Consider the following 23118-nt stretch of genomic DNA (forward strand, 5'->3'; position numbering starts at 1 on the left):
CAGAGCGCGCGCTTGGCCTAAGAAAAGGGGGCAATGCTCACCACTGCCGCTTGTCTGGCCTGGTCAACCCGAGCTTTTCGATCCGGTAACGCAGCATATCCCGCGACAGCCCCAGCATCCGCGCCGACTTAGTCACATTCCAGTCAGTCCGGTCCAGGGTCTTGCACACTAAATCCCGCTCCATGTCCGGCAGGCTGGTACCCGGTTCTGGCTCATGCCGTGGCATCTCGAATACTGCAGGCGCCTGCTGCTGTATCAGCGGCTCGTCAATCAGCGTCATGCACAGGTTCAACTGATGCGATTGCACCACCTCATTGGGTGCCAGCAATACCGTCTGCTCCAGCATGTTGCGCAGTTCGCGCACGTTGCCAGGCCAGCTGTAGCCCAGCATCAGGGCCTCTGCCTCGGCGGAAAAACGCAGGTTCGGCTTGCCATAGCGCCGCCCGTGGTGCGCTAAAAAATGCCTGGCCAACAGCAGAATATCCTGCCCCCGGGCATACAGCCGCGGTACCTTCAAGGCGATGATGCGTAGCCGGAAGAACAGGTCGCGGCGGAACTTGCCTTGCTGCACCATCTGTTCGAGGTTGCAGTTGGTAGCGCTGATCACCCGCAAGTCGACCTTGCGCTCCTTCACCGCGCCAATGCGGCGGATGCTGCGATCCTCCAGCAGTTTGAGCAGCTTGGCCTGCAGCACAAGGTCCATCTCGCCGATTTCATCGAGGAACAGCGTGCCGCCATCTGCGGCCTCGACCAGGCCTACGCGACGCTCCTTGGCATCGGTGAACGCGCCTTTTTCATGGCCAAACAACTCCGCTTCCAGCAAGTTGGCCGGGATCGACGCGCAGTTGAATTCGATGAATGGGCCCTTGCTGCGCGAGCCATCAAAATGCAGGGCCCGGGCCACCAGTTCCTTACCAGTACCGGTCTCGCCCTCGACCAACACCGGCGGCAGGTCGTCGCTGGCCATGCGCCGCTCGGCGTCCAGCACCTGGCGCAGGGTGTGCTTGAGGCTGTGCATCACCGGCGACTCGCCAATCAGTGCCTGCAGCCCGGACTTCTGCGCCTCACGCTCCTGGTAGAACGACAAGGTGCGCTCCATTCGTTCAGCCGCCAGGGCCTTGTCCAGGGTCAGTTTAAGCTCGGCCAGCACCACCGGCTTGGTCAGGTAATGAAAGGCGCCCTCCTTCATCGCCTGTACCGCGTCTTCGACATTGCCATAGCCCGTCATCATGATGACCTTCAGCGCCGGCGCCTGCGCCACCAGCACGCGCAACAGGTCATGCCCACTCATGCCTGGCAACGAGTTGTCGGTCAGCACCGCATCGGGCTGGGCCTGCTTGATCTGCTCCAGCGCAAGCTCCGCGCTGTGGCAGACCGTCACCTCGTAACCCTTGAGGCTCAGGTAGGTGCGTATGTTGTCAGCAAGGATTTCATCATCCTCGACTACCAGGATGCTGTGTTCCATGGTCCCCTCCCGCTGCGATATTGAAAGTAAGGCTTACGCGGGTTCCTTCCTCTTCGCGGCTGCTCAGGCTGACCGAGCCGCCAAAACGCTCCATGATGCGTTGAACCAGGGCCAGACCAACACCGAGGCCGCCCTGCTTGGTGGTGAAGAACGGCTTGAACACCATCCGTTCCTGCTGTTGGCTCATGCCCTTGCCGGTATCGCTGAGCAGCAGCACGGCGCGTTGGCCGTCCTGCACGTTCACCTGGGCGCGCAGTACACCGCCTGCCGGCATGGCTTCAAGGGCATTGGAAAACAAGCTGTTGAGGATTTGCGTCAGCTGCAGCGGTTGGCTGGCCACACACTGCACGTCGGGGCCCTCGTAGCAGAACTGCACGCCGTTGCGCGCCATCTGCTGGGCGAAGGCCAGGTGGGTGTCCTCGATGGACGCGACCAGGTCCACGGCCTCGGGCTCGTCACTGGTCGGGCGCAATGACACCAGCAAGTCGCGCACCCAACGTGACATGCGGTCGACCTGGCTGATGATGTCGGTGATGTTCTTTTGTGCGGTGGGGTTGGCGATCTCCTGGGCCAGTTCGGCGCTGGAGCGGATGTTGGCCAACGGGTTGCGCAGGCTGTGGGCCACCGCAGAGGACATTTCGCCCAGTGCCACGTAGGTTTCACTGGCTACCAGGCGGTCTTGCTGCTGGTTAAGCATCAGCGCCGCCCGGCGCACGATCCAGAACAGGCCAAAGTAAATCAGCGCGCCACCCACCAGGGTCGAGGCCCAGATCAGTACATAACCGCGCTGGATACGCCGGATCAGGTCCTGCGGCTCCTTGTAGATTTCCACCATCGACAGCACCTGCTCGCCTTGGCTGTCGAACAGCGGGATGTAGTTCTCGATGAACAGGTACTTGGGTTCGCGCAGAAACTTCTGTTCTTCACGGTCGTCCTCGGCCTGGTGGTAGCTGGCAGACACCGCTTTGCGCGAACGGAACGCGCGCTCCAGGTCGCCATCCTCCTCGATCCGCTCGCCAATCAACTGAGGGTTGGTGGACCAGACAATGGTCCGGTCGCGGGCGTAGACGTTGGCCAACAGGGTATCGGGCAGGTGTTCGACGTGGTCGAGGAATTCGACACGGGTCGATTCGGCCAACGCCGGGGTGAACTGCAGGTGCTGCAGGTCCAGGCGCGGATCGAGCAGTTCGCCCATGGTGGTCCCCGGCGGCAGTTGCGAATGGCGGACCTCGGCTTGGGCCATGGCCTGGATGAATTGGGCGGTGAGCATGGCATCGCGCTCCACGCTGTCGCGCACCACGAAGCGCGTCGACACATAGCCCAAGCCACCGGCCACCGAGGCGATGATCAGCAGGCTGATGATCGAAAACCAACGCAACAGGTTGAACTCGCGCAATGGCGCCGCAAAACCACTGGTGGCCGCAGACGCTTTGTCGGGCACTTCGTTTTCCAGCATCTGCATTGAGGGGTTCCCGCGCTGGGCGTCCGTTCTGAAGCGCACCCTTGCCACGATTAGTAGCAATTTAATGGCACTTCACCCAGGTCGCCAAGGCGACCCGTTGTTGCCATGCTCACGTTGCAAAAAATCAGCCAGTCGACGAACGAAAAGACATATTCATATTTTTCAGTCACTTGAAAGAACTTATTAAAATCCGGTCAAGCTTCAGTCCCCACTTTTGGGTAACAATTACCCAAAAAAGATCTATTTGTTATAAATCATGTAGTTACGATATGAACCTAAAGCCCACTAAGAAGATTTGGCCAACCTGAAATTCAGCGAAACGCGGGTGCCATGCCCTAGGCTGCTACTCAACCTCACCGCGCCACCAAAGCGCTCCATGATGCGTTTGACCAAAACCAGGCCAACGCCCAGCCCGCCCTGCTTGGTGGTGAAGAACGGCCTGAAGGCCATGCGCTGCTGTTGCTCGGTCATGCCCTTGCCGCTATCGGACAGGCGCAGCGTCAAGCCGCGCCGGTCGTGGCGCACCACCTCGACACGCAACTTCCCGCCCTGCTCCATCGACTCCAATGCGTTGGCAATCAAACTGCTGAAAATCTGCCGCAGTAACGCCGGGTGCCCCAACACCTGAACCGCCGGTAACGGTTGCAGGTCGAGGGTGACGCCACTGCGCGCCAGCGGCACGGCAAAGGTCTGCAGGCTTTCCTGCAGCGCCTGCGGCAGGTCCACCGCCACCGCTTCATCATTGAGCGGGCGCAGTGACTGCAACAGCTGCCGGATCCACTGCGACATGCGGTCGACTTGGCTGATGATGTCGTTGATGTTCCTTTGCGCTGGGCCCTCGTCGAACGCCTGCGCAAGCTCGGCACTGGAGCGGATGCTCGCCAGCGGGTTGCGCAAGCTGTGTGCCACCGCCGAAGACACCTCGCCCAGGGCCACGTAGGTTTCATTGTTGATCAGCCGTTTCTGTTGCACCGCCAGCAGCTTGGCCGCCCGGCGCATGATGCCGTACAGGCCGATATAGACCAGCCCGGCGCCGACGGTGATCGCCAGCCAGATGAGGATCAGGCCATGTTCGATGCGCACGATCAGGTCATGCGGTTCCTTGTAGATCTCCACCATGGCCGTGACGTGCTCGCCATCGGCGTCGAACAACGGAATGTAGTTTTCGATGAACAGCTGCTCAGGTGGAGTCACGAACTTTTGCTCTTCGCGTGCCCGCTCAAAGTCGTGGTAGCTGGCCGAAACCCGCATCTTGTACTCGAAGGCGCGGTCCAGGTCGTCGTCGCCTTCGATCAACTTGCCGATCAGCGCCGGGTTGGTCGACCAGATCACCGTGCGGTCCGGCGCATAGATATTGGCCAGCAGCATGTCCGGCAGGTGGGCGATGTGGTCGAGGAACTCGCCCCTAGCCTTGCGCCGGGCATCGGGGTCGACATCCGGCAGCGCCGTGCGATCGGTACGCGGGTCCAGCAATTCGCCCATGGTGCGCACATTGGGGATCGACACATGGCGCACTTCAGCATCAGCGATAGAGGTGATGAACTGAGCGGACAGCAGCGCATCGCGCTCGACGCTTTCATCGATGATGAAGCGGCTGGAGATCAGCCCCAGCCCGACCGCCACCGAGAGGATGATGGCCAGGCTGACCCAGGCATACCAGCGCAGCAGGTTGAACGGCTTGCGTGGGGCTGTCGCCTCGGTACCGGCAGGCACTCCAAGGGCGTCGGAACGGGGGGCGATGTCCATGGCGGACTCCACAGCTGGGCACCTTTGAAGGTTATAGCCCAGAGTTGGGGGAACCATGGTTCTAAATTGATGTCATCCGCCGAAGGGTGACCGCCGCGCTGCTCGGCCACGTCGCGCGCCTACAGCGGCGAGTCGTCCGCCAGCCCTTGCAGCTTGCGGTAATCGCGCAGCACGTTGGGCACGTAGCGGCGGGTTTCGGCGTACGGAGGCACTGCGCCCCGGCGCAACACCGCGTCGGGGCCGGCGTTATAGGCGGCCACGGCCAGCGTGATGTCATTGTCGAACAGGGTCAGCATGCGTTTCAGGTAGCGGGCCCCACCCTGCACATTGTCCTCAGGGTCCAGGGCGTTCTCCACGCCCATCTCCCGCGCGGTATCAGGCATCAGCTGCATCAGCCCCACCGCGCCCGCCGGCGAGCGGGCCTTGGGGTTGTAGCCGGACTCTGCCTTGATCAGCGCATGCAGCAGTGCTTGCGGCACGTTGTGGGCCAACGCTGCAGCGGCCACCAGCTCGGCATAGGGCCGCCCGGTGATCATTTGCGCACCGGCAGCCCCCGCCTGGGCCAGCGGTTCGCTGATCACCCGCTGATACTGGCGCCCGGGCCGATGGACGTTGGTCAGTACGTAGCCGCCCTTGGCATCGATGGAGATGTACACATCGGCCTGGGCGGCACCCGCCGCCAGCCAGATCAAACCCAGGATAAGTCCACGCATGTCGGTCGCCTCTTCGTCGTGGCCCCCGATGTGGGGGAAATGCCCCGGAAAACCCGAGGTTGCAGACCACGACGCAAGCACTGTGCCGCTTCCTGCACCGCATGGCGCAAGGCCCCGAGGCAGACGTGCACGGCTGTTGCATGGTGCCTGCCACAGCATGTTCCTACGCAGCGGAGGGCATCACCATGCAGCGCAGATCCAACCCCCAACGTGGCTTCACCCTGCTCGAACTCCTCGTGGTGCTGGTTGTGCTCGGCCTGCTGGCCGGTATCGTCGCGCCCAAGTACTTCAGCCAGCTTGGCCGCTCGGAGGTCAAGGTGGCGCGGGCGCAGATCGAGGGTTTGAGCAAAGCCCTGGACCTCTATCGCCTGGAAGTCGGGCATTACCCCAACAGTGAACAAGGCTTGCAGGCACTGGTCATCGCCCCTAGCGGCGAGGCCCGCTGGACCGGCCCGTACCTGCAGAAGGCCGTGCCGCAAGACCCGTGGGGCCGCGCCTACATCTACCGGCAACCCGGTGAGAACGGCGGCGAGTACGACCTGCTGTCGATGGGCAAGGACGGCCAGCCCGGTGGCGACGGTGAGAACGCCGAAATCACCAGCTGGCAATAAGGAGCTCGGCCATGCGCTACAGCCTCAAGGCCCTGGGCAGACAGGGCGTGGTGCAATTGCAGATCGACGCCGAAGATGCCGACCAGGCGCGCCGCCAAGTCGAGGACCAAGGCTTGCGGGTGGTCAGCGTGAAGGGCCAGGGCAGTGCCTTGCGCGGCATGGCCTGGCGCCGCGAGGCGAGCTTTGACCTGGTGTTGTTCAGCCAGGAGCTGTCGACCCTGCTCAACGCTGGCTTGCCATTGATCGATGCCCTGGAAAGCCTGGCGGAAAAAGCCCCCGCTGCGGCCTCGCGCAAGGTGCTCGGCGAACTGGTACGCCAGCTGTACGAGGGGCACTCGCTGTCTCAGGCGCTGGGCCGCCAGCCCAGGATATTCCCGGCCCTGTACGTAGCGCTGGTGCAGTCCAGCGAGCGCACCGGCGCCCTCGGCGACGCCCTCGGCCGCTATATCGCCTACCGGCAACGCTTGGACCTGGTGCGGCAGAAACTGGTGGGGGCGTCGGTTTACCCACTGCTGTTGTTGCTGGTCGGTGGTGGCGTGGTGCTGTTTTTGCTCGGCTACGTGGTGCCGCGCTTCAGCCAGGTGTTCGAAGGCATGGGTACCGAGCTGCCGTGGCTGTCACGCCTGCTGATGCAGATCGGGTTGTTCTTGCATGCCCAGCAACTGCCGCTGGCGCTGGGCAGCGTGGCGGGCATCACCGCCCTGGTGCTGCTGCGCCGCCACCCGCGGGTACGGCGCTGGGCAGCGCGCCAGCTCAGGCGCATGCCAGCGCTGCACCAGCGGCTGATGATGTACGAACTGGCGCGCTTCTACCGCTCGCTGGGCATCCTCCTGCAAGGCGGTATTCCTATCCTCACGGCCATGGGCATGGCCCGCGGGCTGCTGGGTAGCGCCGCCGCGCAGGGCCTTGAACAGGCCAGCCAGCGCGTGGCCGAGGGGTTGCCGCTGTCCGACGCGCTGGAGGTTGGGCAACTGGTGACGCCGGTGTCGCTGCGGCTGCTGCGCGCCGGTGAGCAGTCGGGCAACCTTGGCGAAATGCTTGAGCGTTGCGCCGACTTTCACGACCAGGAGATTGGCCGCTGGGTGGAATGGTTCGTGAAGCTGTTCGAGCCGCTGCTGATGACGTTCATTGGCCTGTTGATCGGCTTTATCGTGATCCTGATGTACATGCCGATCTTCGAACTGGCCTCAAGCATTCACTGAAGGCTCAGGCCGAGGCTTTCGCGCAAAGTCGTGCCTTCATACGCGGTGCGGTAGACGCCACGTGCCTGCAGCAATGGCACCACTTCTTCGGTGAAACGGCGGAACTGGCCTGGATGGCCAATGTAGATATTGAAGCCATCCAGCGCCCGCGCCTCGAACCACTCGGTCATTTTTGCCGCCACCGTTTCGGCGGAGCCGACGAATGCCCCCGGGCGTAGCTGGCGGCCGAACTCCACCGCCTGGCGCAAGCTGAAGCCCTGCGCCCGCGCCTGGTCGGCAATGCGCTTGGCATTGGTGAAGAAGCTGCTGCGGGCATGCTCCAGGCTCTCTTGAGGGAACGGCGCATCGAGGTCGTACTGGGTGAAATCGTGCCACCCGAAATTGCGCCCGAACTCCTTGAGTGCCAGTTCGAAGCTGTGGTCCTGCTGGTGGTAGTGGCGCTCGATCTCACGGGCGTGAGCATCGGTGTCGCCCACATAGATTTCTGCACCTGGGAGTACCAGCAACTGCTCCGGGTCTCGCCCCAGGCGCGCGGCACGTTCCTTGACGTCACGATAGAAGGCCTGGCCCTGCTCGATGCTGGCCGCGTGGGTGAAGATTACATCGGCGGTGGCGGCGCCCAGGTCGCGGCCCTGCTGCGAGTCGCCAGCTTGGAAGATTACCGGTTGGCCCTGGGGCGAACGCTGGATGTTCAAGGGCCCCACCACCGAGAAGTGTTCGCCCTTGTGGTTGAGCGCATGCAGCTTCGAGGGGTCGAGAAACTGGCCCGTGGCGCGATCGCGCGGGAAGGCGCCGCTCTCATAGGAATGCCACAAGCCCTGCACCACCTGCACGTGTTCCTCGGCGCGGGCGTAGCGGGTGTCGTAGTCGTAATGCTCGTCACGGCCATAGTTACCCGCGGTGCCGGCATCGCCGCTGGTCACCACGTTCCAGCCGGCGCGGCCTTTGCTGATCAGGTCCAGCGAAGCAAGGCGACGGGCGACGTTATAGGGCTCGTTGTAGGAGGTGGTCAGGGTACCGACCAGCCCGATATGCCGGGTGGTGACGGCCAGAGCCGAGAGCAGGGTCAGCGGCTCCAGGCGGTTGAGGTAATGCGAGGGTGAGCCGGGGGTGATGTATTGGCTGTCGACGATGAATATCAGGTCGAATAGCGCAGCCTCGGCCTGGCGGGCGATGTCGATGTACCAGTCGATGTTGACACTGGCATCGGCCGGCAGCTCGGGGTCGAGCCAGAGGTTATGGCGGCCAGGGCCGCCGCAGCCCATGGTCAAGGCGCCGAGTTTGATTTTGCGGGTGGTCATGGGGAGTCCTCTGAAGTGATGGGGCAGTACCGGCCTCTTCGCGGGCAAGCCCGCTCCCACAGGATTCAGCGTCGACTCGGTCCCTGTGGGAGCGGGCTTGCCCGCGAAGAGGCCAAACTCAATGGTCGTTGGCCAGCGCCGCAGCAAACGAGGTATCGAACAGGCTCGCTGCCGGGTAGGCCTTGATCAGCCCAAGCCCGGCAAAGAAGTCCACTGTCTTCTGCGCATCGACAATCACCTGGGGGTTGAGTGGCGCCACGTCGGTGCGCGCGCGGGCGAACCAGGCCCGGGCAATGTCACGGTCGGCGCGGGTGCGCTTGGCCCATGCATCGGCATAGGCCTCGGTGTTGGCTGGGTTGCTCAAGGTCCAATCACGGGCCTTCTTCAAACGCTGCAGAAAATCAGTGATCTGCGCACGCTTGGCGTCGACGGCCTTGGCGTTGGCCACCACAAAGCTCTGGGCCGGAATCAAGCCTTCGGCTGTGGCCAGCACCCTGGCGCCTTGGCGCTCCTGTTGGGTGACATAGGGCTCCCAGGTCGCGATCACGTCCACCGAACCGCCATCCAGGGCGTGCGAGGCATCCAGCGCGCTGAGGTAGCGCAGCTCCAGGGCATCGCGGGGCACGCCGGCTTTGTCCAGGGCGCTGAACAGCAGTTGCTGGCTCCACGAGCCTTTCCACAGGGCCGCGCGTTTGCCGCGCAGGTCTTCAAGGCTGTGAATGTCCGAATCTTTGCGCGCCAGGATAGCGACCCCTTCGAGGTTCTGCCGGCTCACCGCAATCACCTTGATCGGTGCCCCCAAGGCACCGAGGAACAGCGGCGGCGCATCGCCCAGCAGGCCAATGTCGAGGCTGCCGACATTCAAGGCTTCAGCCACCGGGGAGCCTGCGGTGAACTGCTTCCATTCCAGCGTATAGGGCACGTCATCGAGCACGCCGGCGGCTTCCATCACCGCACGGGCATTGAAGCTTTGGTCGCCAACCACCAGGGTCTGCGCAGCGGCGGCCAGGCTCAGTGAGGTGGCCAGCACACCGGCGGCCAGTTGCTTGAGGTATCGCACGTTCGTCTCCAGGGCCAATAAAGGCGCAACTAGGTAGTCGATCCGCCCGTGCGGTCTCGCTTTGATAAATGACAGTGGTATGCGCTTTGAATCTAACCAGCGCCTTGCTTATAAGTTATCGATGTATAAAGCCTGTGGGAAATTCGTTCTAGGCATAACCTAATGCCTTCGACGGTGGCCTATTTCAAAACAGATAGGCGAGCCTGTAAATGCATATTTTGCATATTAGCTTATGATTAATTTTACTTTGGTGAATATTCAGCGAGTTTGCTAGGGTTAACCGAAACCGTCAGCCGAGCCTGAACCATGAGCCAATCCCTGCGCCTGGAGCGCCTGCGACACTTCATCGGTGCGCTTTCGGAGCTGCTCGACCGAGCCCCCGACGAAGCCACCCTCCTCGACCAAGGCCAAGGCCTGCTGCGCAGCCTGGTCGCCCATGACGACTGGTTACCCGAAGCCCTCGCCCAACCGGACCCAAGCCGCTACCAGCAATACCTGCTGCATTGCGACTCGCGCCAACGCTTCTCTGTCGTCAGCTTCGTCTGGGGGCCAGGGCAGCAGACGCCGATTCACGATCACCGAGTCTGGGGGCTGATCGGCATGCTGCGCGGCGCTGAATATTCGCAAGGTTTCGCCCGCAGCGAGCACGGTGCGTTGCTGCCGGCCGGTGCGCCGGTGCGGATCGACCCTGGCCATGTCGAAGCGGTTTCGCCGCGTATCGGCGACATTCACCAGGTCAGCAACGCCTTCGACGACCAGGTGTCGATCAGCATCCACGTCTACGGCGCCAACATCGGCGCGGTCAGCCGGGCGGTGTACCTGGCCGACGGCACTGAAAAACCCTTCATCTCCGGCTACTCCAATACCCTCCTGCCCAACATCTGGGACCAGTCCAAAGAGAATCCAGCCCCATGAGTACTCTCGCCACCCGTTCCTTCCATGACATTCGCCGGGCCTTGCTGGCCCATGAAGAGCTGGCGTTGATCGATGTTCGCGAGGAAGACCCGTTCGCCCAGGAACACCCGCTGTTTGCCGCCAACATCCCGCTGTCGAAGCTGGAGCTGGAAGTCTTCGCCCGGGTACCGCGGCGTGACACCGCCATCACCCTGTATGACGACGGTGAAGGGCTGGCTACGCTGGCTGCCGCGCGCCTGTCGGCGTTGGGCTACAGCGATGTGGCACTGCTCGAGGGCGGCCTGGCTGGCTGGCGCGCGGCTGGCGGCGAGTTGTTCCGTGACGTCAACGTGCCAAGCAAGGCCTTTGGCGAACTGGTCGAAAGCGAGCGGCACACGCCGTCGCTGGCGGCCGAGCAGGTGCAGGCATTGCTCGATGCCCAGGCCGATGTGGTGGTGCTCGACGCCCGTCGTTTCGATGAGTACCAGACCATGAGCATCCCCGGCGGCATCAGTGTGCCGGGGGCCGAACTGGTATTGCGCGTGGCCGAGCTCGCGCCGGACCCTGCCACCCAGGTAATCGTCAACTGCGCGGGGCGTACCCGCAGCATCATCGGCACCCAATCACTGGTCAACGCCGGCATCCCCAACCCGGTGGCGGCACTGCGCAATGGCACCATCGGCTGGACGCTTGCCGGCCAGCAACTGGCTCACGGCCAGCAACGCAGCTTTGCCCCCGTTAGCGACACCACCCGCGCCAGCGCCGCCGACCGTGCCCGCGCCGTGGCCGACCGCGCCGCAGTCACGCGGCTGAATCGCGAAGGCCTGGCGGCCTGGCAGGCCGAGCCCCACCGCACCACCTACCTGTTCGATGTGCGTACCCCTGAAGAGTTTGCCCAAGGCCACCTGCCAGCCAGCCGCTCGGTCCCCGGCGGGCAACTGGTGCAAGAGACCGACCATGTCGCCAGCGTGCGCGGCGCCCGCATCGTGCTGGTGGATGACGACGGTGTGCGGGCCAACATGAGTGCCTCGTGGCTGGCCCAGATGGGTTGGCAGGTCGCCGTGCTGGACGGCCTGTCGGCAGCGGATTTCAGCGAGCCCGGCGATTGGCAGGCGCCATTGCCGGAACAGCCCCAGGTGAACGAGATCGACGTCGACCAGTTGCACACCTGGCTGCAAGCGCCAGGCACGGTGCTGCTGGACTTCACCACCAGCGCCAACTACGTCAAACGCCACATCCCGGGTGCCCATTGGGCGATCCGAGCGCAGTTGCCGCAGGTGCTGGAGCAACTGCCGGTTGCCGAACGCTACGTGCTCACCTGCGGCAGCAGCTTGCTGGCGCGCTTTGCGGCGGTCGACTTGCAGGCCCTGACACACACACCGGTGTATGTGCTGGAGGGCGGCACTGCGCGCTGGATTGCCGCAGGCAAACCGCTAGAGAGTGGGGAAACCCACCTGGCAGTGGCGCGCAGCGACCGCTACCGCCGGCCCTATGAAGGCACCGACAACCCGCGTGAAGCCATGCAAGGGTATCTGGACTGGGAGTTCGGCCTGATCGCCCAACTGGAACGCGACGGTACGCATGGGTTTCATGTTGTCCGTTAACGTGCGCCCCGGTCATCAGTGACGCAGTAGGTAGGCACCCGCAGGAACATGCTTTTGCAGCTTCTTGCATTTGCCCGGCGGGGGTTGGTGCCCAGGTGGGCGATCGGGATACCAGATTCGGCATTTGCCTGGCGGCGGCCCGTGGCCCCGCGGTACCTCGAAAGCAGCATCGTCCATGAGGTATTCAGCCATGCCCACTCGCTGCTGACCGGCAACGCCCTGGCGTTGCTGGGCAGCAGCCAGGGAGACTGATCGCGCAGGCTCCGGGCTGGCCTCTGCGGGTATTACTTGAACGGCCGACGCCTTTACAGCACCCGGCGGCGTACCCGAAATCCGGGCTTGGTTCGCCGCCTCGATCAATTGCAGATTGCGATTGCGCAAGGCCACGTTGCGTCCAACCCGCAGGTTGGAGCGCGCCGCCAACACTTCAGCCTGTTCGTATTGCCCCTGCTGCAGGCGCAGCACACCCAGGTAGTGCAGCGTGGCGGGGTTGTTCGGCTGGATTTGCAGCGCCCGCTCCAGCGTGGCGGCAGCCTGGTCCAGTTTGCCTTCTGCGTATTGCCTGGAGGCTGTTTCGATCAGCAGGGTCGAGGCCGTGTTACTGCTTGCAGGCGCCGTGCGCTCGCCGGCGGTGATGAAATCGCACGCAGTGATACTGAACAACAGGGTTAAGGCCGACAGCATACGCTTGCTTGGCATGAGGAACGCACTCGACGGGTCCAGGTGGGCCTGGTTCGAAAGAAGACGCTATCGACCTGAACATGCCATCGAAGTTCCCGATCAACCGCTCAGATACGCGGCAGGCCATTGCTTCACCGCCCACTAGCCGCTAGAGTCCGCCCTAAGGCGTTCGCTGCGCCTGCGGTCCGCGCGAAGGGGTGCCCAAGCCACGCTTCATCTCATTTTCATTCCAGCTCCCGGCTTGTCGGCGGACCGAGCCCCAAAGGAGTTGGCATGCCCGCCATCCATGCTTCCCGTCATCACGGCCTGCTCGACCTGGCCGACCTGCGCAAACGCGCCAAACGCTTGCTGAAAGCTGTAAACAACGGCGAGGCCGACGAGGCGTGCGCCCAGCTGCGCCTGCTCGGCCTGGCCGGCCCGCACTACCGGCTCGCCGACACCCAGTGGTTGCTGGCCCGTGAGGCGGGTTTTGCCAGTTGGCCAAAGCTCAAGGCGCATGCTGACGCTGTCGCCTTTGCAGCGCGCCACCCAAGCTTCACCGCCGATGGCGAGGCTACCGTGCAGCACTGGCGCTGCGGCAATGACATCGCCCATAGCTTGCGCACAGTGGGCTTTAACGGCGCGTTTCACATGTTCGATGACCCGATGGTCATGGGGCCTGTGCCGGCACTGCCAGAAGATGAGTACTGGCCCGTGCGTGCCGCGTATACGCAACAGGCGTTCAACCTTGGCGCGCAGGACGTCGAGCAGCGCCAGGCTAGGCAGCGCGCAGCACTGGCACAGTTGAACGCTGATAGTGAAGTTGTGCTCTGGTGCGAAGGGGATGCTTACGATCAGCTATTTCTGATCCGGATTCTGGCAAGCCTGCCCTGCCTGCCGCGGCGGCTCGAGCTGATCGAAATTACCGAGGTGCCCGGCGTCGAGCGCTTCATCGGCATCGGCCAACTCGCCCCCGACCTGCTTGCCTGGCTTTGGCCACAACGGCGGCCTTTGGGCCCAGACTCCATAGCGTTAGCAAAGCAGGCTTGGGCTGCCTATACCGCACCAGACCCACGCGCCTGGGCTGCCCTTGCGGTTCAGAAGCACCCGTCTTTACCCCAATTAAGCGCAGCACTTGTGCGCCAGTTGCAGGAGTTGCCAGGGGCAAAGGATGGCCTGAGCCTCACAGAGCGCTTGCTGTTACGCATCCTCGCGCAAAAGGGTGAGCTCCCGGCCGGCCGCGTGTTTGCACAGCTGATGATGCACGATGAACCATTGCCTTACCTGGGCGACCTGATGTTCCACGTGCTGCTGCAACCGCTGATCCATGCACCGCACCCGCTGTTGCTGGAAGGCTCAGGAGAGGGCTGGGCGCAACGGCCCTTGAGGCTGACTGCACTGGGCGAAAGCGTTCTCGACGGGCAGGCCAATTGGCTGGATCAGGCGCCTCCTCCGCGCTGGGTTGGCGGTGTACTTATCGACGCTGAGCAAGCGCCTTGGGTAGTCAGCGAGCGAGGCGAAGTCTGGCAACGCCATTAGGGAAATGCTGCTGGCGCTTGATCTCAAAGGGACTCAACCTTTTCAAGCGCCAGCACGTACCCGCCGCATCACCATGCCCACCAGCACCACATTGACCAGTGCCAGCAAGCACAAGGTCACCAATACCCCCATTGAGCCAAAGTGCTCAAACAGATAGCCACCCACCAGCGGCGTCAAGGCCTGACCGATCAGCGAAGGCCGCGACATGCGCCCCATCAGCAGCACATACTGCGCGGGTGGCATCATTGCCAGCGGCAACAGCCCGCGCACGATCGCCCGCAAGCCGTTACCGCAGCCGAATACCAGCAGGCCCACGGCCGTGGCCGCCGGCACCAGCGTCACCAGCAGCAAGCCCACCAGCACCAGGCTTACCCAGGCCAGCGCCGTCCAGATTGGGTGGCGCTTGCCCGCCAGAATCTGCAGCACCCGCGAGGCCACCTGGCTGGGGCCGAGCATCGCCGCCAGGCCGATCGCCACCGGCAGCGAATGCCCAAGGCCCTGGAGCACGGCGACCAACTGCACGGCAATCGCCGTCATGATGATCGCGCCAATGGCGAACATGCCGGTCAACAGCAGGTAGAGCTGGCGATCTACCCCGACTGCAGCGCTGTTCTGCTGTACCTTGCGCACCTCGACCTGCCCGCCCGGCGGCAATACACGCCAATACAAAGGGGCTACCACCAGTAGCAGCACAACCGCATAACACACGCAGGTCGTGCGCCAGCCCAAGTGCTCGATGGCCAAGGCCACGGTCGGCCACGACAGGGTCGAGGCAAAGCCGGCAATCAGGGTGATGCCAGTGATAGCCTTGCCAGCGCCCTCGCCATACAGGCCGCCCAGGGTCGAGAACAAGGCCTCGTACAGCCCCATGGCCATGCCCACACCGATCACCGCCCAGGCCAGCAGGAACACCACCAGGCTGTGGCTGGCAGCCATGATCAGCAGGCCCACTGCAACCACCGCACCACTGGCCGCCATTTGCGGGCGGCCGCCGTAGCGGGCGACCAGGCGGCTGGACAACGGGGCGCACAGCGCCGAGACCATCAGGCTCAGCGACAACGCGCCGTACACCCACTGGCTGGGCCAGCCAGTGTCACGGCTGATCGGGTCGGCCATCACGGCCATGAGGAAGAACGAACCGCCCCAGACCAGGATTTGCAGGATGCCCAGGCAGACGATGCCGAGGGGCCTGGGGAATTGGGGGGTGCTTTTCACTACGAGGCCTTGAGTCACATGCGTGGGTGTCTGCACCGGCCCTTTCGCGGGGCAAGCCCGCTCCCACAGGAATCTCAGCGACGCTGAGAGCAGCATATGACCTGTGGGAGCGGGCTTGCCCCGCGAAAGGGCCAGCACAGGCACCCTACCATGCCCACCATCGATGAAATATCCCGACATATCATTCAGCGTGATAATAACCTTCGCCCCGTTCGATTCGTGCCTCACGCGCAAGACACTCACACTCCGCCCACTACTAATACATTGGCGGAGTTCTCCATGGAACAATCACTCAAACCCTTGCGCTTTCCACTCGCTGCCCTGGCAGTCGTAGTGCTCAGCGCTTGCGGTCGAACCCCCGACGCCGTGCAGGCGCCCGCCGCGCCCAAGGTCAGCGTGGCCAAGGTGATCGAGCAGCCGATCAACGAATGGGACGAGTTCACCGGCCGCCTCGAAGCCCCGGAAACCGTCGAAGTGCGGCCACGGGTCTCGGGCCAGATCGATCTGGTTGGTTTCACCGAGGGCGCGCAGGTCAAGAAAGGCGACCTGCTGTTCCAGATCGACCCACGCCCGTTCCAGGCAGAGGTCCGCCGCCTCGAAGCCCAACTGCAGCAAGCCAAGGCCACGGCCATCCGCAGCGCCAACGAAGCCCGCCGCGGCGAGCGCCTGCGTGACAGCAACGCGATCTCCGCCGAGCTTGCCGAGTCGCGCAGCAGCGCCGCCGCCGAAGCCCGCGCCGGGGTCGATGCGATCCAGGCCCAACTCGACCTGGCCCGCCTGAACCTGAGCTTCACCCGCGTGACCGCGCCCATCAGCGGCCGGGTCAGCCGTGCCCAGTTCACTGCCGGCAACATCGTCACCGCCGATGTCACCCCGCTGACCAGCGTGGTCTCCACCGACAAGGTCTACGCCTATTTCGACGCCGACGAGCGCGTGTACCTCAAGTACACCCAGCTGGCGCGTGAAGGCCAGCGCGGCCAGGCCACCCCGGTGTACCTCGGCCTGACCAACGAAACCGGCAACCCGCACCTGGGCCAGATGAACTTCGTCGACAACCAAGTCAACCCGCGCACCGGCACCATCCGTGGCCGCGCCGTGTTCGACAACCGCGACGGCCAGTTCACCCCCGGCCTGTATGCCCGCCTGAAGCTGGTCGGCAGCGCCCAGTACGACGCCGTGCTGATCAACGACGAAGCCGTCGGCACCGACCTTGGCAAGAAGTTCGTGCTGGTGATGGACAAGGACAACAAAGCCGCCTACCGCGCGGTAGAGCTGGGGCCGAAGCTAGAAGGCCTGCGCATCGTGCGCAGCGGCCTGGCCAAGGACGACCGCATCGTGGTCAGGGGCCTGCAGCGTGTGCGCCCAGGCTCCGCGGTAACCCCGGAAGACACCCCGATGGCCAGCGAGCAGACCCTCGCCGCCCTCGCCCAACAGCGCCAGGCCCTGGAGGCCAGCAACCCGGCGCCGAAGGTAGCGGGCGCCACTGTAAAAGTCGCCAGCGCCCAAGCGCCACGCGGTTAAGGGACCACACCGATGAACTTCTCGAAATTCTTCATAACCCGGCCGATCTTCGCGGCGGTACTGTCGCTGGTACTGCTGATCGCAGGGTCGATCTCGCTGTTCCAGTTGCCGATCAGCGAATACCCCGAGGTGGTGCCACCTACAGTAGTGGTGCGTGCCAACTTCCCGGGCGCCAACCCCAAGGTGATCGGTGAAACGGTCGCCGCGCCGCTGGAGCAGGCCATCACCGGCGTGGAGAACATGCTGTACATGTCTTCCCAGTCCACCGCCGATGGCAAGCTGACACTGACCATCACCTTCGCCCTGGGCACTGACCTGGACAACGCGCAGGTGCAGGTCCAGAACCGTGTCACCCGTACCCAGCCCAAGCTGCCGGAAGAAGTGACGCGCATTGGTATCACCGTCGACAAGGCCTCGCCCGACCTGACCATGGTCGTGCACCTGACGTCGCCGGACAACCGCTACGACATGCTCTACCTGTCCAACTACGCCATCCTCAACATCAAGGACGAGTTGGCGCGCCTGGGCGGCGTGGGTGATGTGCAGCTGTTCGGCATGGGCGACTACTCGCTGCGCGTGTGGCTCGACCCGAACAAGACCGCTTCGCGCAACCTGACTGCCAGCGACGTCGTTGCGGCCATCCGTGAGCAGAACCGGCAGGTTGCGGCCGGCCAGTTGGGCGCCCCGCCCGCCCCCGGCTCCACCAGCTTCCAGCTGTCGATCAACACCCAAGGCCGCTTGGTCAATGAGGAAGAGTTCGAGAACATCATCATCCGTGCCGGTGCCGATGGCGAAATCACCCGCCTGAAAGACATCGCCCGGGTCGAGCTGGGCTCCAGCCAGTACGCCCTGCGCTCGCTGCTGAACAACCAGCCGGCGGTGGCGATCCCGATCTTCCAGCGCCCAGGCTCCAATGCCATCGACATCTCCGACGAAGTGCGGGCGAAAATGGCCGAGCTGAAGAAGGACTTCCCTGAGGGGATGGACTACAGCATCGTCTATGACCCGACCGTGTTCGTCCGTGGTTCGATCGAAGCGGTAGTGCACACGCTGTTCGAAGCGCTGATCCTGGTCGTGCTGGTCGTGATCCTGTTCCTGCAGACCTGGCGCGCCTCGATCATTCCGCTGCTGGCCGTGCCGGTGTCGCTGATCGGTACCTTTGCCGTGATGCACCTGTTCGGCTTCTCGCTCAATGCCTTGTCGCTGTTCGGGTTGGTATTGGCCATCGGTATCGTGGTGGACGACGCCATCGTCGTGGTGGAGAACGTCGAGCGTAATATCGGGCTTGGCCTGAAACCGCTGGAAGCCACACAAAAGGCCATGAGCGAAGTGACCGGGCCGATCATCGCCACCGCCTTGGTGCTGTGCGCCGTGTTCGTACCTGCGGCGTTCATTTCCGGGCTTACCGGCCAGTTCTACAAGCAATTTGCCCTGACCATCGCCATCTCGACCGTGATCTCGGCATTCAACTCGCTGACCTTGTCGCCGGCCTTGGCGGCTGTGCTGCTCAAAGACCACCACGCGCCCAAGGACCGTTTCTCGCGGTTGCTGGAAAAGCTGCTGGGCAGCTGGCTGTTCGCGCCGTTCAACCGGTTCTTCGACCGTGCCAGCCACAGCTATGTTGGCGGCGTGCGCCGGGTCATCCGCTCCAGCGGCATCGCCCTGTTCGTCTACGCCGGCCTGATGGGCCTGACTTACCTGGGCTTCTCGTCCACCCCGACCGGTTTCGTGCCGGCCCAGGACAAACAGTACCTGGTTGCCTTCGCCCAGCTGCCGGACGCCGCCAGCCTCGACCGCACCGAGGCGGTGATCAAGCGCATGAGCGAAATCGCCCTGAAGCAACCGGGTGTTGCCGACTCGGTGGCCTTCCCAGGCCTGTCGATCAACGGTTTCACCAACAGCCCGAACAGCGGCATCGTGTTCACCCCGCTCAAGCCATTTGACGAGCGTAAAGACCCGAGCCAGTCGGCAGCCGCCATCGCCGCCGCGCTGAATGCCCAGTTCGCCGACATCCAAGACGCCTACATCGCGATCTTCCCGCCTCCGCCGGTTCAAGGCCTGGGCACCATCGGCGGCTTCCGCCTGCAGATCGAGGACCGCGGCAACCTGGGCTACGAAGCGCTGTACAAAGAAACCCAGAACATCATCGCCAAGAGCCACAACGTGCCGGAGCTGGCTGGCTTGTTCACCAGCTACCAGGTCAACGTGCCACAGGTCGATGCAGCCATCGACCGCGAAAAGGCCAAGACCCACGGCGTGGCGATCAATGACATCTTCGACACCCTGCAGGTCTACCTGGGCTCGCTGTACACCAACGACTTCAACCGCTTTGGCCGTACCTACCAGGTCAACGTTCAGGCAGAACAACAGTTCCGCCTCGACGCCGAGCAGATCGGCCAGTTGAAGGTGCGCAACAACCTGGGCGAGATGATCCCGCTGGCGACCTTCCTCAAGGTCAGCGACACCTCCGGGCCTGACCGCGTCATGCACTACAACGGCTTCATCACTGCCGAAATCAACGGCGCGGCGGCACCGGGCTACAGCTCTGGCCAGGCCGAGGCTGCCATTGAAAAACTGCTCAAGGAAGAGCTGCCCAACGGCATGACCTTCGAGTGGACCGACCTGACCTACCAGCAGATCCTCTCAGGCAACACCGCGCTGTTCGTCTTCCCGCTCTGCGTGCTGCTGGCCTTCCTGGTGCTGGCCGCCCAGTACGAAAGCTGGAGCCTGCCGCTGGCGGTGATCCTGATCGTGCCGATGACCCTGCTGTCGGCCATTACCGGGGTGATCATCTCGGGTGGCGACAACAACATCTTCACCCAGATCGGCTTGATCGTACTGGTGGGCCTGGCGTGCAAGAACGCGATCCTGATCGTCGAGTTCGCCAAGGATGAACAGGCCAAGGGCCTCGACCCGCTGGCTGCGGTACTGGAAGCCTGCCGCCTGCGCCTGCGGCCGATCCTGATGACCTCGATCGCCTTCATCATGGGCGTGGTACCGCTGGTGTTCTCCTCCGGTGCCGGCTCGGAAATGCGCCACGCCATGGGTGTCGCGGTGTTCTCGGGGATGATCGGCGTCACTGTATTCGGGCTGTTCCTGACGCCTGTGTTCTTCTTCCTGATCCGCCGTTTCGTCGAACGCCGCCAGGCCCGCAAGGCCGAACGCGTTCAATCGCTGGAGAGCCACGCATGAATATGCTCAAGCCCCTGACCCCAAGCCTGTTGGCCTTGGCCCTGGCGGCCTGTGCGGTGGGCCCGGACTACAAGACGCCGAGCACCGAGCCTGCCCATTTCGACACTGAAATGCAGGCCAAGGCCTACGACCGCAGCCGCTTCGAAAGCATCTGGTGGAAGCAGTTCGACGACCCGGTGCTGAACCAGCTGGTGCAGGCCTCGCTCGACGGCAACCGTGACCTTCGCGTGGCCTTTGCCCGGCTGAAGTCGGCCCGTGCGATCCGTGAGGACGCCTCGAACGACCAGTTGCCGGTGGTCACCAGCCGTGCCAGCAGCGAAATCGGCAAAGGCCAGGTCCCCGGCCAGACTGAGCAGCGGGTTAACAGCGAACGCTACGACCTGGGCCTGGACATGGCCTGGGAGCTTGACCTGTTCGGCCGTATCCAGCGCCAGATTGAGGCCAGCGAAGCCCAGGAAGCCGCTGCCGCAGCCGACTTGCAGCAGTTGCAGGTCAGCCTGATCGCCGAACTGGTCGACGCCTACGGCCAACTGCGTGGCGCGCAATTGCGCGAGAACATCGCCCTGGCCAACCTCAAGACCCAGCAAGAATCGCGCAGCATCACCGAAACCCTGCGCGATGCCGGGGTCGGCAACGAACTCGACGTGGTCCGGGCCGATGCGCGCCTGGCCGGCGTCGAGGCCACCGTGCCGCAACTGCAGGCCGAACAGGCGCGTGCCCGCCATCGCATCGCCACCCTGCTTGGTCAACGCCCGGATGCACTGAGCGTCGACCTGTCGCCCAAGGCCCTGCCGGCGATCGCCAAAGCGCTGCCGGTGGGCGACCCTGGCGAGTTGCTGCGGCGCCGCCCGGATATCCGCAGTGCCGAACGCCAGCTGGCGGCCGCCACGGCCAACGTCGGTGTCGCCACCGCTGACCTGTTCCCGCGGGTCAGCCTCAGTGGCTTCCTCGGCTTTACCGCCGCACGCGGCTCGCAGATCGGGTCTTCGGCAGCCAATGCCTGGGGCCTTGGCCCTAGCATCACCTGGGCGGCCTTCGACCTGGGCAGCGTACGGGCCCGCCTGCGCGGTGCCAAGGCAGACGCCGAAGGCGCCCTGGCCAACTATGAGCAGCAGGTGCTGCTGGCCCTGGAAGAGTCGGCCAATGCCTTCAGCGATTACGACAAGACGCAGCAGCGCCTGCTGTCGCTGATGCGCCAGAGTGACGCCAGCCGCAAGGCTGCGGAGCTGGCGTCGATCCGTTATCGCGAAGGCACGGTGGACTACCTGGTGTTGCTCGACGCTGAACGTGAACGCCTCAGCGCTGAAGATGCCCAGGCCCAGGGTGAGGTCGAGCTGTACCGCGGTATCGTCTCGATCTACAAAGCCTTGGGCGGTGGCTGGCAACCTGAAACGGTGGCCAGCACGCGCTGATAGGCGGTACATCTGCAGCGCCTATAAGATCGAGCGCCGCCCGCGCGGCGCATCGCGAGCAACGCTCGCTCCTACGTTTGTTTCAGGCCAATTATTCCTGGGACAAACGCACGCGACCGTCATGGTGCATGGCGCAATATTGCGTCAAACCCACAAGGCGGTCGCGCGCAAATGGCACAGGCCTCACTGGCCCGAAACAAACGTAGGAGCGAGCGTTGCTCGCGATGCGCCGCGCGGGCGGCGCTCGATCTCAAAGGCAACAAACGTCTCCCGCCTTACCCGCCCCCAAAATCCCCCCAGTTGCATTTGCCCCCTAGCTGCCCCAAGCTCTGCCCTTCCTGCCGCCACGGACCGTCCGATGCCCAGACGCAACCGCTACCTGATCGCCTTGCTGCTGCTGATTCTGGTGTCGGCCATGATCAGCTACCTGCCGCGAGACGACCAGCCGGCGCCGCCTACGCTGCCCGCGCACAGCTACGCCAAGGCCTTGCGCCAGGCCCATGAAGGCTTGCCGGGGGCAGCGCGGGTGCTGTACCAGCAGTTGCAACGTAACGACCTGGCCCCCATCCGCCGTGCGGCCCTGTATGCCGAGCTGCCCAACTACCCCTCCCCACAGGCGCTGAAACTCGCGCGCCTGGACCTGGAGCATGCCGACCCGCTGGTACGCCGAGCCGCCATCGCCGGTATCCGCCGCCTGCTCCCCGCCGCGCAACGCAGCCTGGTGCTGGGCCCGTTGCTGGATGATGCGGATCAAAGTGTACGTTTCGCTGCCGTGGACGCCCTGCTGGGCCTCGACCCGGACGCCATAGGCCTGTACTTCGGCCCCTTGCAGGCCGCCCTTGAGCAGTATCAGCAGGCGCTGGAGCTGCAGCCCGAAGACGCCGACGCGCAGGTGCACTTGGCGCGCCTGTACCTGCACGAAAACGACTACACCCAGGCAGCTACTGCCTTGCAACGCGCCCTGCAGGTTGCACCAGGCAATCTGGACGCGCTGGCAACCCAAGTACGCCTGCTAGAGCGCCAGGGCCATCACGACGCCTCCCGCCAAGTGCTGGCCAAGGCTTTGCTGCTGAGCCCTGAGTCGGCCTTTCTGCAATATGAGCTCGGGCTCTGGCTCAATCGCCACGAACAGCGTGAGTACGCCCTGCTGGCCTTATCGCGTGCGGTGGAGTTGGACCCGGACAACGCCGACTACCGCTACTCGCTGGCAATGACCTTGCATGAGCTCGACCAGGTCGACGCTGCGCAAAAGCAGCTGGAAACCGTGCTCAATCGGCAACCGGCCAATCGCCGGGCCCGGCTGTTGCTGATCCAGTACTGGAAAGAGACCGGCCAACTGCAGAACGTCCAGGTGCTACTGGCCGAACTAGAGCGCCAGAACCCTGACGATCCGGTGCTGCAACAGGGCCTGTAGGCCCCTCCCCTAATTCGTTGAACCCTAAGCGGCAGCCCGTGGTCCAGTGAGTATCGAACCACCGGTGGCAGGCCAAGCCTTGACCCTGCCCATTGTCACAGGAGCGT

The 23118-nt window shown here is 63.8% G+C and carries 17 protein-coding genes; 9 read left to right on the plus strand and 8 right to left on the minus strand.

Annotation, left to right across the window (positions count from 1 at the left end; translation table 11 throughout):
* Nucleotides 1-37: 37 nt before the first annotated feature.
* The 4 genes from GIB19_RS23455 to GIB19_RS23470 form a co-directional block, all read right to left on the minus strand.
* Entirely contained in the window at nt 38-1465 is a 1428-nt protein-coding gene (locus GIB19_RS23455) for a sigma-54-dependent transcriptional regulator (protein WP_099429220.1), read from the minus strand.
* Nucleotides 1434-2927 carry a sensor histidine kinase gene (locus GIB19_RS23460; protein WP_027593403.1) on the minus strand — a complete coding sequence of 498 codons (1494 nt, stop codon included), beginning with the start codon at nt 2925-2927 and terminating at the stop codon, nt 1434-1436. The genes GIB19_RS23455 and GIB19_RS23460 overlap by 32 nt, the downstream gene beginning before the upstream one ends.
* A gap of 285 nt (nt 2928-3212) precedes the next feature.
* Entirely contained in the window at nt 3213-4673 is a 1461-nt protein-coding gene (locus tag GIB19_RS23465; protein ID WP_027593404.1) for a sensor histidine kinase, read from the minus strand.
* A 119-nt stretch (nt 4674-4792) separates the two neighbouring features.
* On the minus strand, nt 4793-5386 hold the full coding sequence (locus GIB19_RS23470) for a transglycosylase SLT domain-containing protein (protein WP_027593405.1): 594 nt from the start codon (nt 5384-5386) through the stop codon (nt 4793-4795).
* A 185-nt stretch (nt 5387-5571) separates the two neighbouring features.
* On the opposite strand from GIB19_RS23470, the gene gspG reads away from it, so the two are divergent.
* The gene (gene gspG / locus GIB19_RS23475; RefSeq protein ID WP_027593406.1) at nt 5572-5997 is read left to right on the plus strand and encodes a type II secretion system major pseudopilin GspG; all 426 of its coding nucleotides are present in this window, start codon (nt 5572-5574) and stop codon (nt 5995-5997) included.
* Nucleotides 5998-6008: 11 nt separating this feature from the next.
* Nucleotides 6009-7199 carry a type II secretion system F family protein gene (locus tag GIB19_RS23480; protein WP_099429219.1) on the plus strand — a complete coding sequence of 397 codons (1191 nt, stop codon included), beginning with the start codon at nt 6009-6011 and terminating at the stop codon, nt 7197-7199.
* On the opposite strand, the gene GIB19_RS23485 is transcribed toward GIB19_RS23480, so the two are convergent.
* Together GIB19_RS23485 and GIB19_RS23490 are read right to left on the minus strand one after the other, a co-directional pair.
* A complete protein-coding gene (locus GIB19_RS23485) occupies nt 7193-8500 on the minus strand; it encodes an LLM class flavin-dependent oxidoreductase (RefSeq protein WP_274888203.1) in 1308 nt (435 codons plus the stop codon). The two genes, GIB19_RS23480 and GIB19_RS23485, sit on opposite strands and share 7 nt — an antisense overlap.
* Before the next feature lie 118 nt (nt 8501-8618).
* Nucleotides 8619-9560 carry an ABC transporter substrate-binding protein gene (locus GIB19_RS23490; protein WP_274888204.1) on the minus strand — a complete coding sequence of 314 codons (942 nt, stop codon included), beginning with the start codon at nt 9558-9560 and terminating at the stop codon, nt 8619-8621.
* A 306-nt stretch (nt 9561-9866) separates the two neighbouring features.
* On the opposite strand from GIB19_RS23490, the gene GIB19_RS23495 reads away from it, so the two are divergent.
* Both GIB19_RS23495 and GIB19_RS23500 read left to right on the plus strand, forming a co-directional pair.
* A complete protein-coding gene (locus GIB19_RS23495) occupies nt 9867-10475 on the plus strand; it encodes a cysteine dioxygenase family protein (protein ID WP_274888206.1) in 609 nt (202 codons plus the stop codon).
* Nucleotides 10472-12058: a rhodanese-related sulfurtransferase gene (locus tag GIB19_RS23500; RefSeq protein WP_274888207.1), complete on the plus strand. Its 1587-nt coding sequence runs from the start codon at nt 10472-10474 to the stop codon at nt 12056-12058. Before GIB19_RS23495 ends, GIB19_RS23500 begins: the two co-directional genes overlap by 4 nt.
* A 15-nt stretch (nt 12059-12073) precedes the next feature.
* Here GIB19_RS23500 and GIB19_RS23505 read toward each other — a convergent pair whose 3' ends face one another.
* Nucleotides 12074-12757 (minus strand): tetratricopeptide repeat protein, encoded by a 684-nt coding sequence (locus GIB19_RS23505; protein ID WP_099429216.1) that lies wholly within the window; start codon nt 12755-12757, stop codon nt 12074-12076.
* 255 nt (nt 12758-13012) lie between these two features.
* Here GIB19_RS23505 and GIB19_RS23510 point away from each other — a divergent pair, with 255 nt between their 5' ends.
* Nucleotides 13013-14257, plus strand: coding sequence for a DUF1835 domain-containing protein (locus GIB19_RS23510; RefSeq protein WP_274888208.1), 1245 nt, complete (start codon nt 13013-13015; stop codon nt 14255-14257).
* A 42-nt stretch (nt 14258-14299) separates the two neighbouring features.
* On the opposite strand, the gene GIB19_RS23515 is transcribed toward GIB19_RS23510, so the two are convergent.
* Nucleotides 14300-15421, minus strand: coding sequence for an MFS transporter (locus tag GIB19_RS23515; protein WP_274888258.1), 1122 nt, complete (start codon nt 15419-15421; stop codon nt 14300-14302).
* 330 nt (nt 15422-15751) lie between these two features.
* On the opposite strand from GIB19_RS23515, the gene mexE reads away from it, so the two are divergent.
* The 4 genes from mexE (at nt 15752) to GIB19_RS23535 (ending at nt 23011) form a co-directional block, all read left to right on the plus strand.
* Entirely contained in the window at nt 15752-16993 is a 1242-nt protein-coding gene (gene mexE, locus GIB19_RS23520; RefSeq protein ID WP_099454285.1) for a multidrug efflux RND transporter periplasmic adaptor subunit MexE, read from the plus strand.
* A 12-nt stretch (nt 16994-17005) separates the two neighbouring features.
* Nucleotides 17006-20185: an efflux RND transporter permease subunit gene (locus GIB19_RS23525; RefSeq protein WP_027593416.1), complete on the plus strand. Its 3180-nt coding sequence runs from the start codon at nt 17006-17008 to the stop codon at nt 20183-20185.
* Nucleotides 20182-21597, plus strand: coding sequence for an efflux transporter outer membrane subunit (locus GIB19_RS23530; RefSeq protein ID WP_274888210.1), 1416 nt, complete (start codon nt 20182-20184; stop codon nt 21595-21597). Before GIB19_RS23525 ends, GIB19_RS23530 begins: the two co-directional genes overlap by 4 nt.
* 358 nt (nt 21598-21955) lie before the next feature.
* Nucleotides 21956-23011 (plus strand): tetratricopeptide repeat protein, encoded by a 1056-nt coding sequence (locus GIB19_RS23535; RefSeq protein WP_265969427.1) that lies wholly within the window; start codon nt 21956-21958, stop codon nt 23009-23011.
* The last annotated feature ends 107 nt before the right edge of the window (nt 23012-23118 follow it).

It is taken from the genome of Pseudomonas sp. ITEM 17296 (assembly GCF_028895205.1).
Classification (GTDB): domain Bacteria; phylum Pseudomonadota; class Gammaproteobacteria; order Pseudomonadales; family Pseudomonadaceae; genus Aquipseudomonas; species Aquipseudomonas kermanshahensis.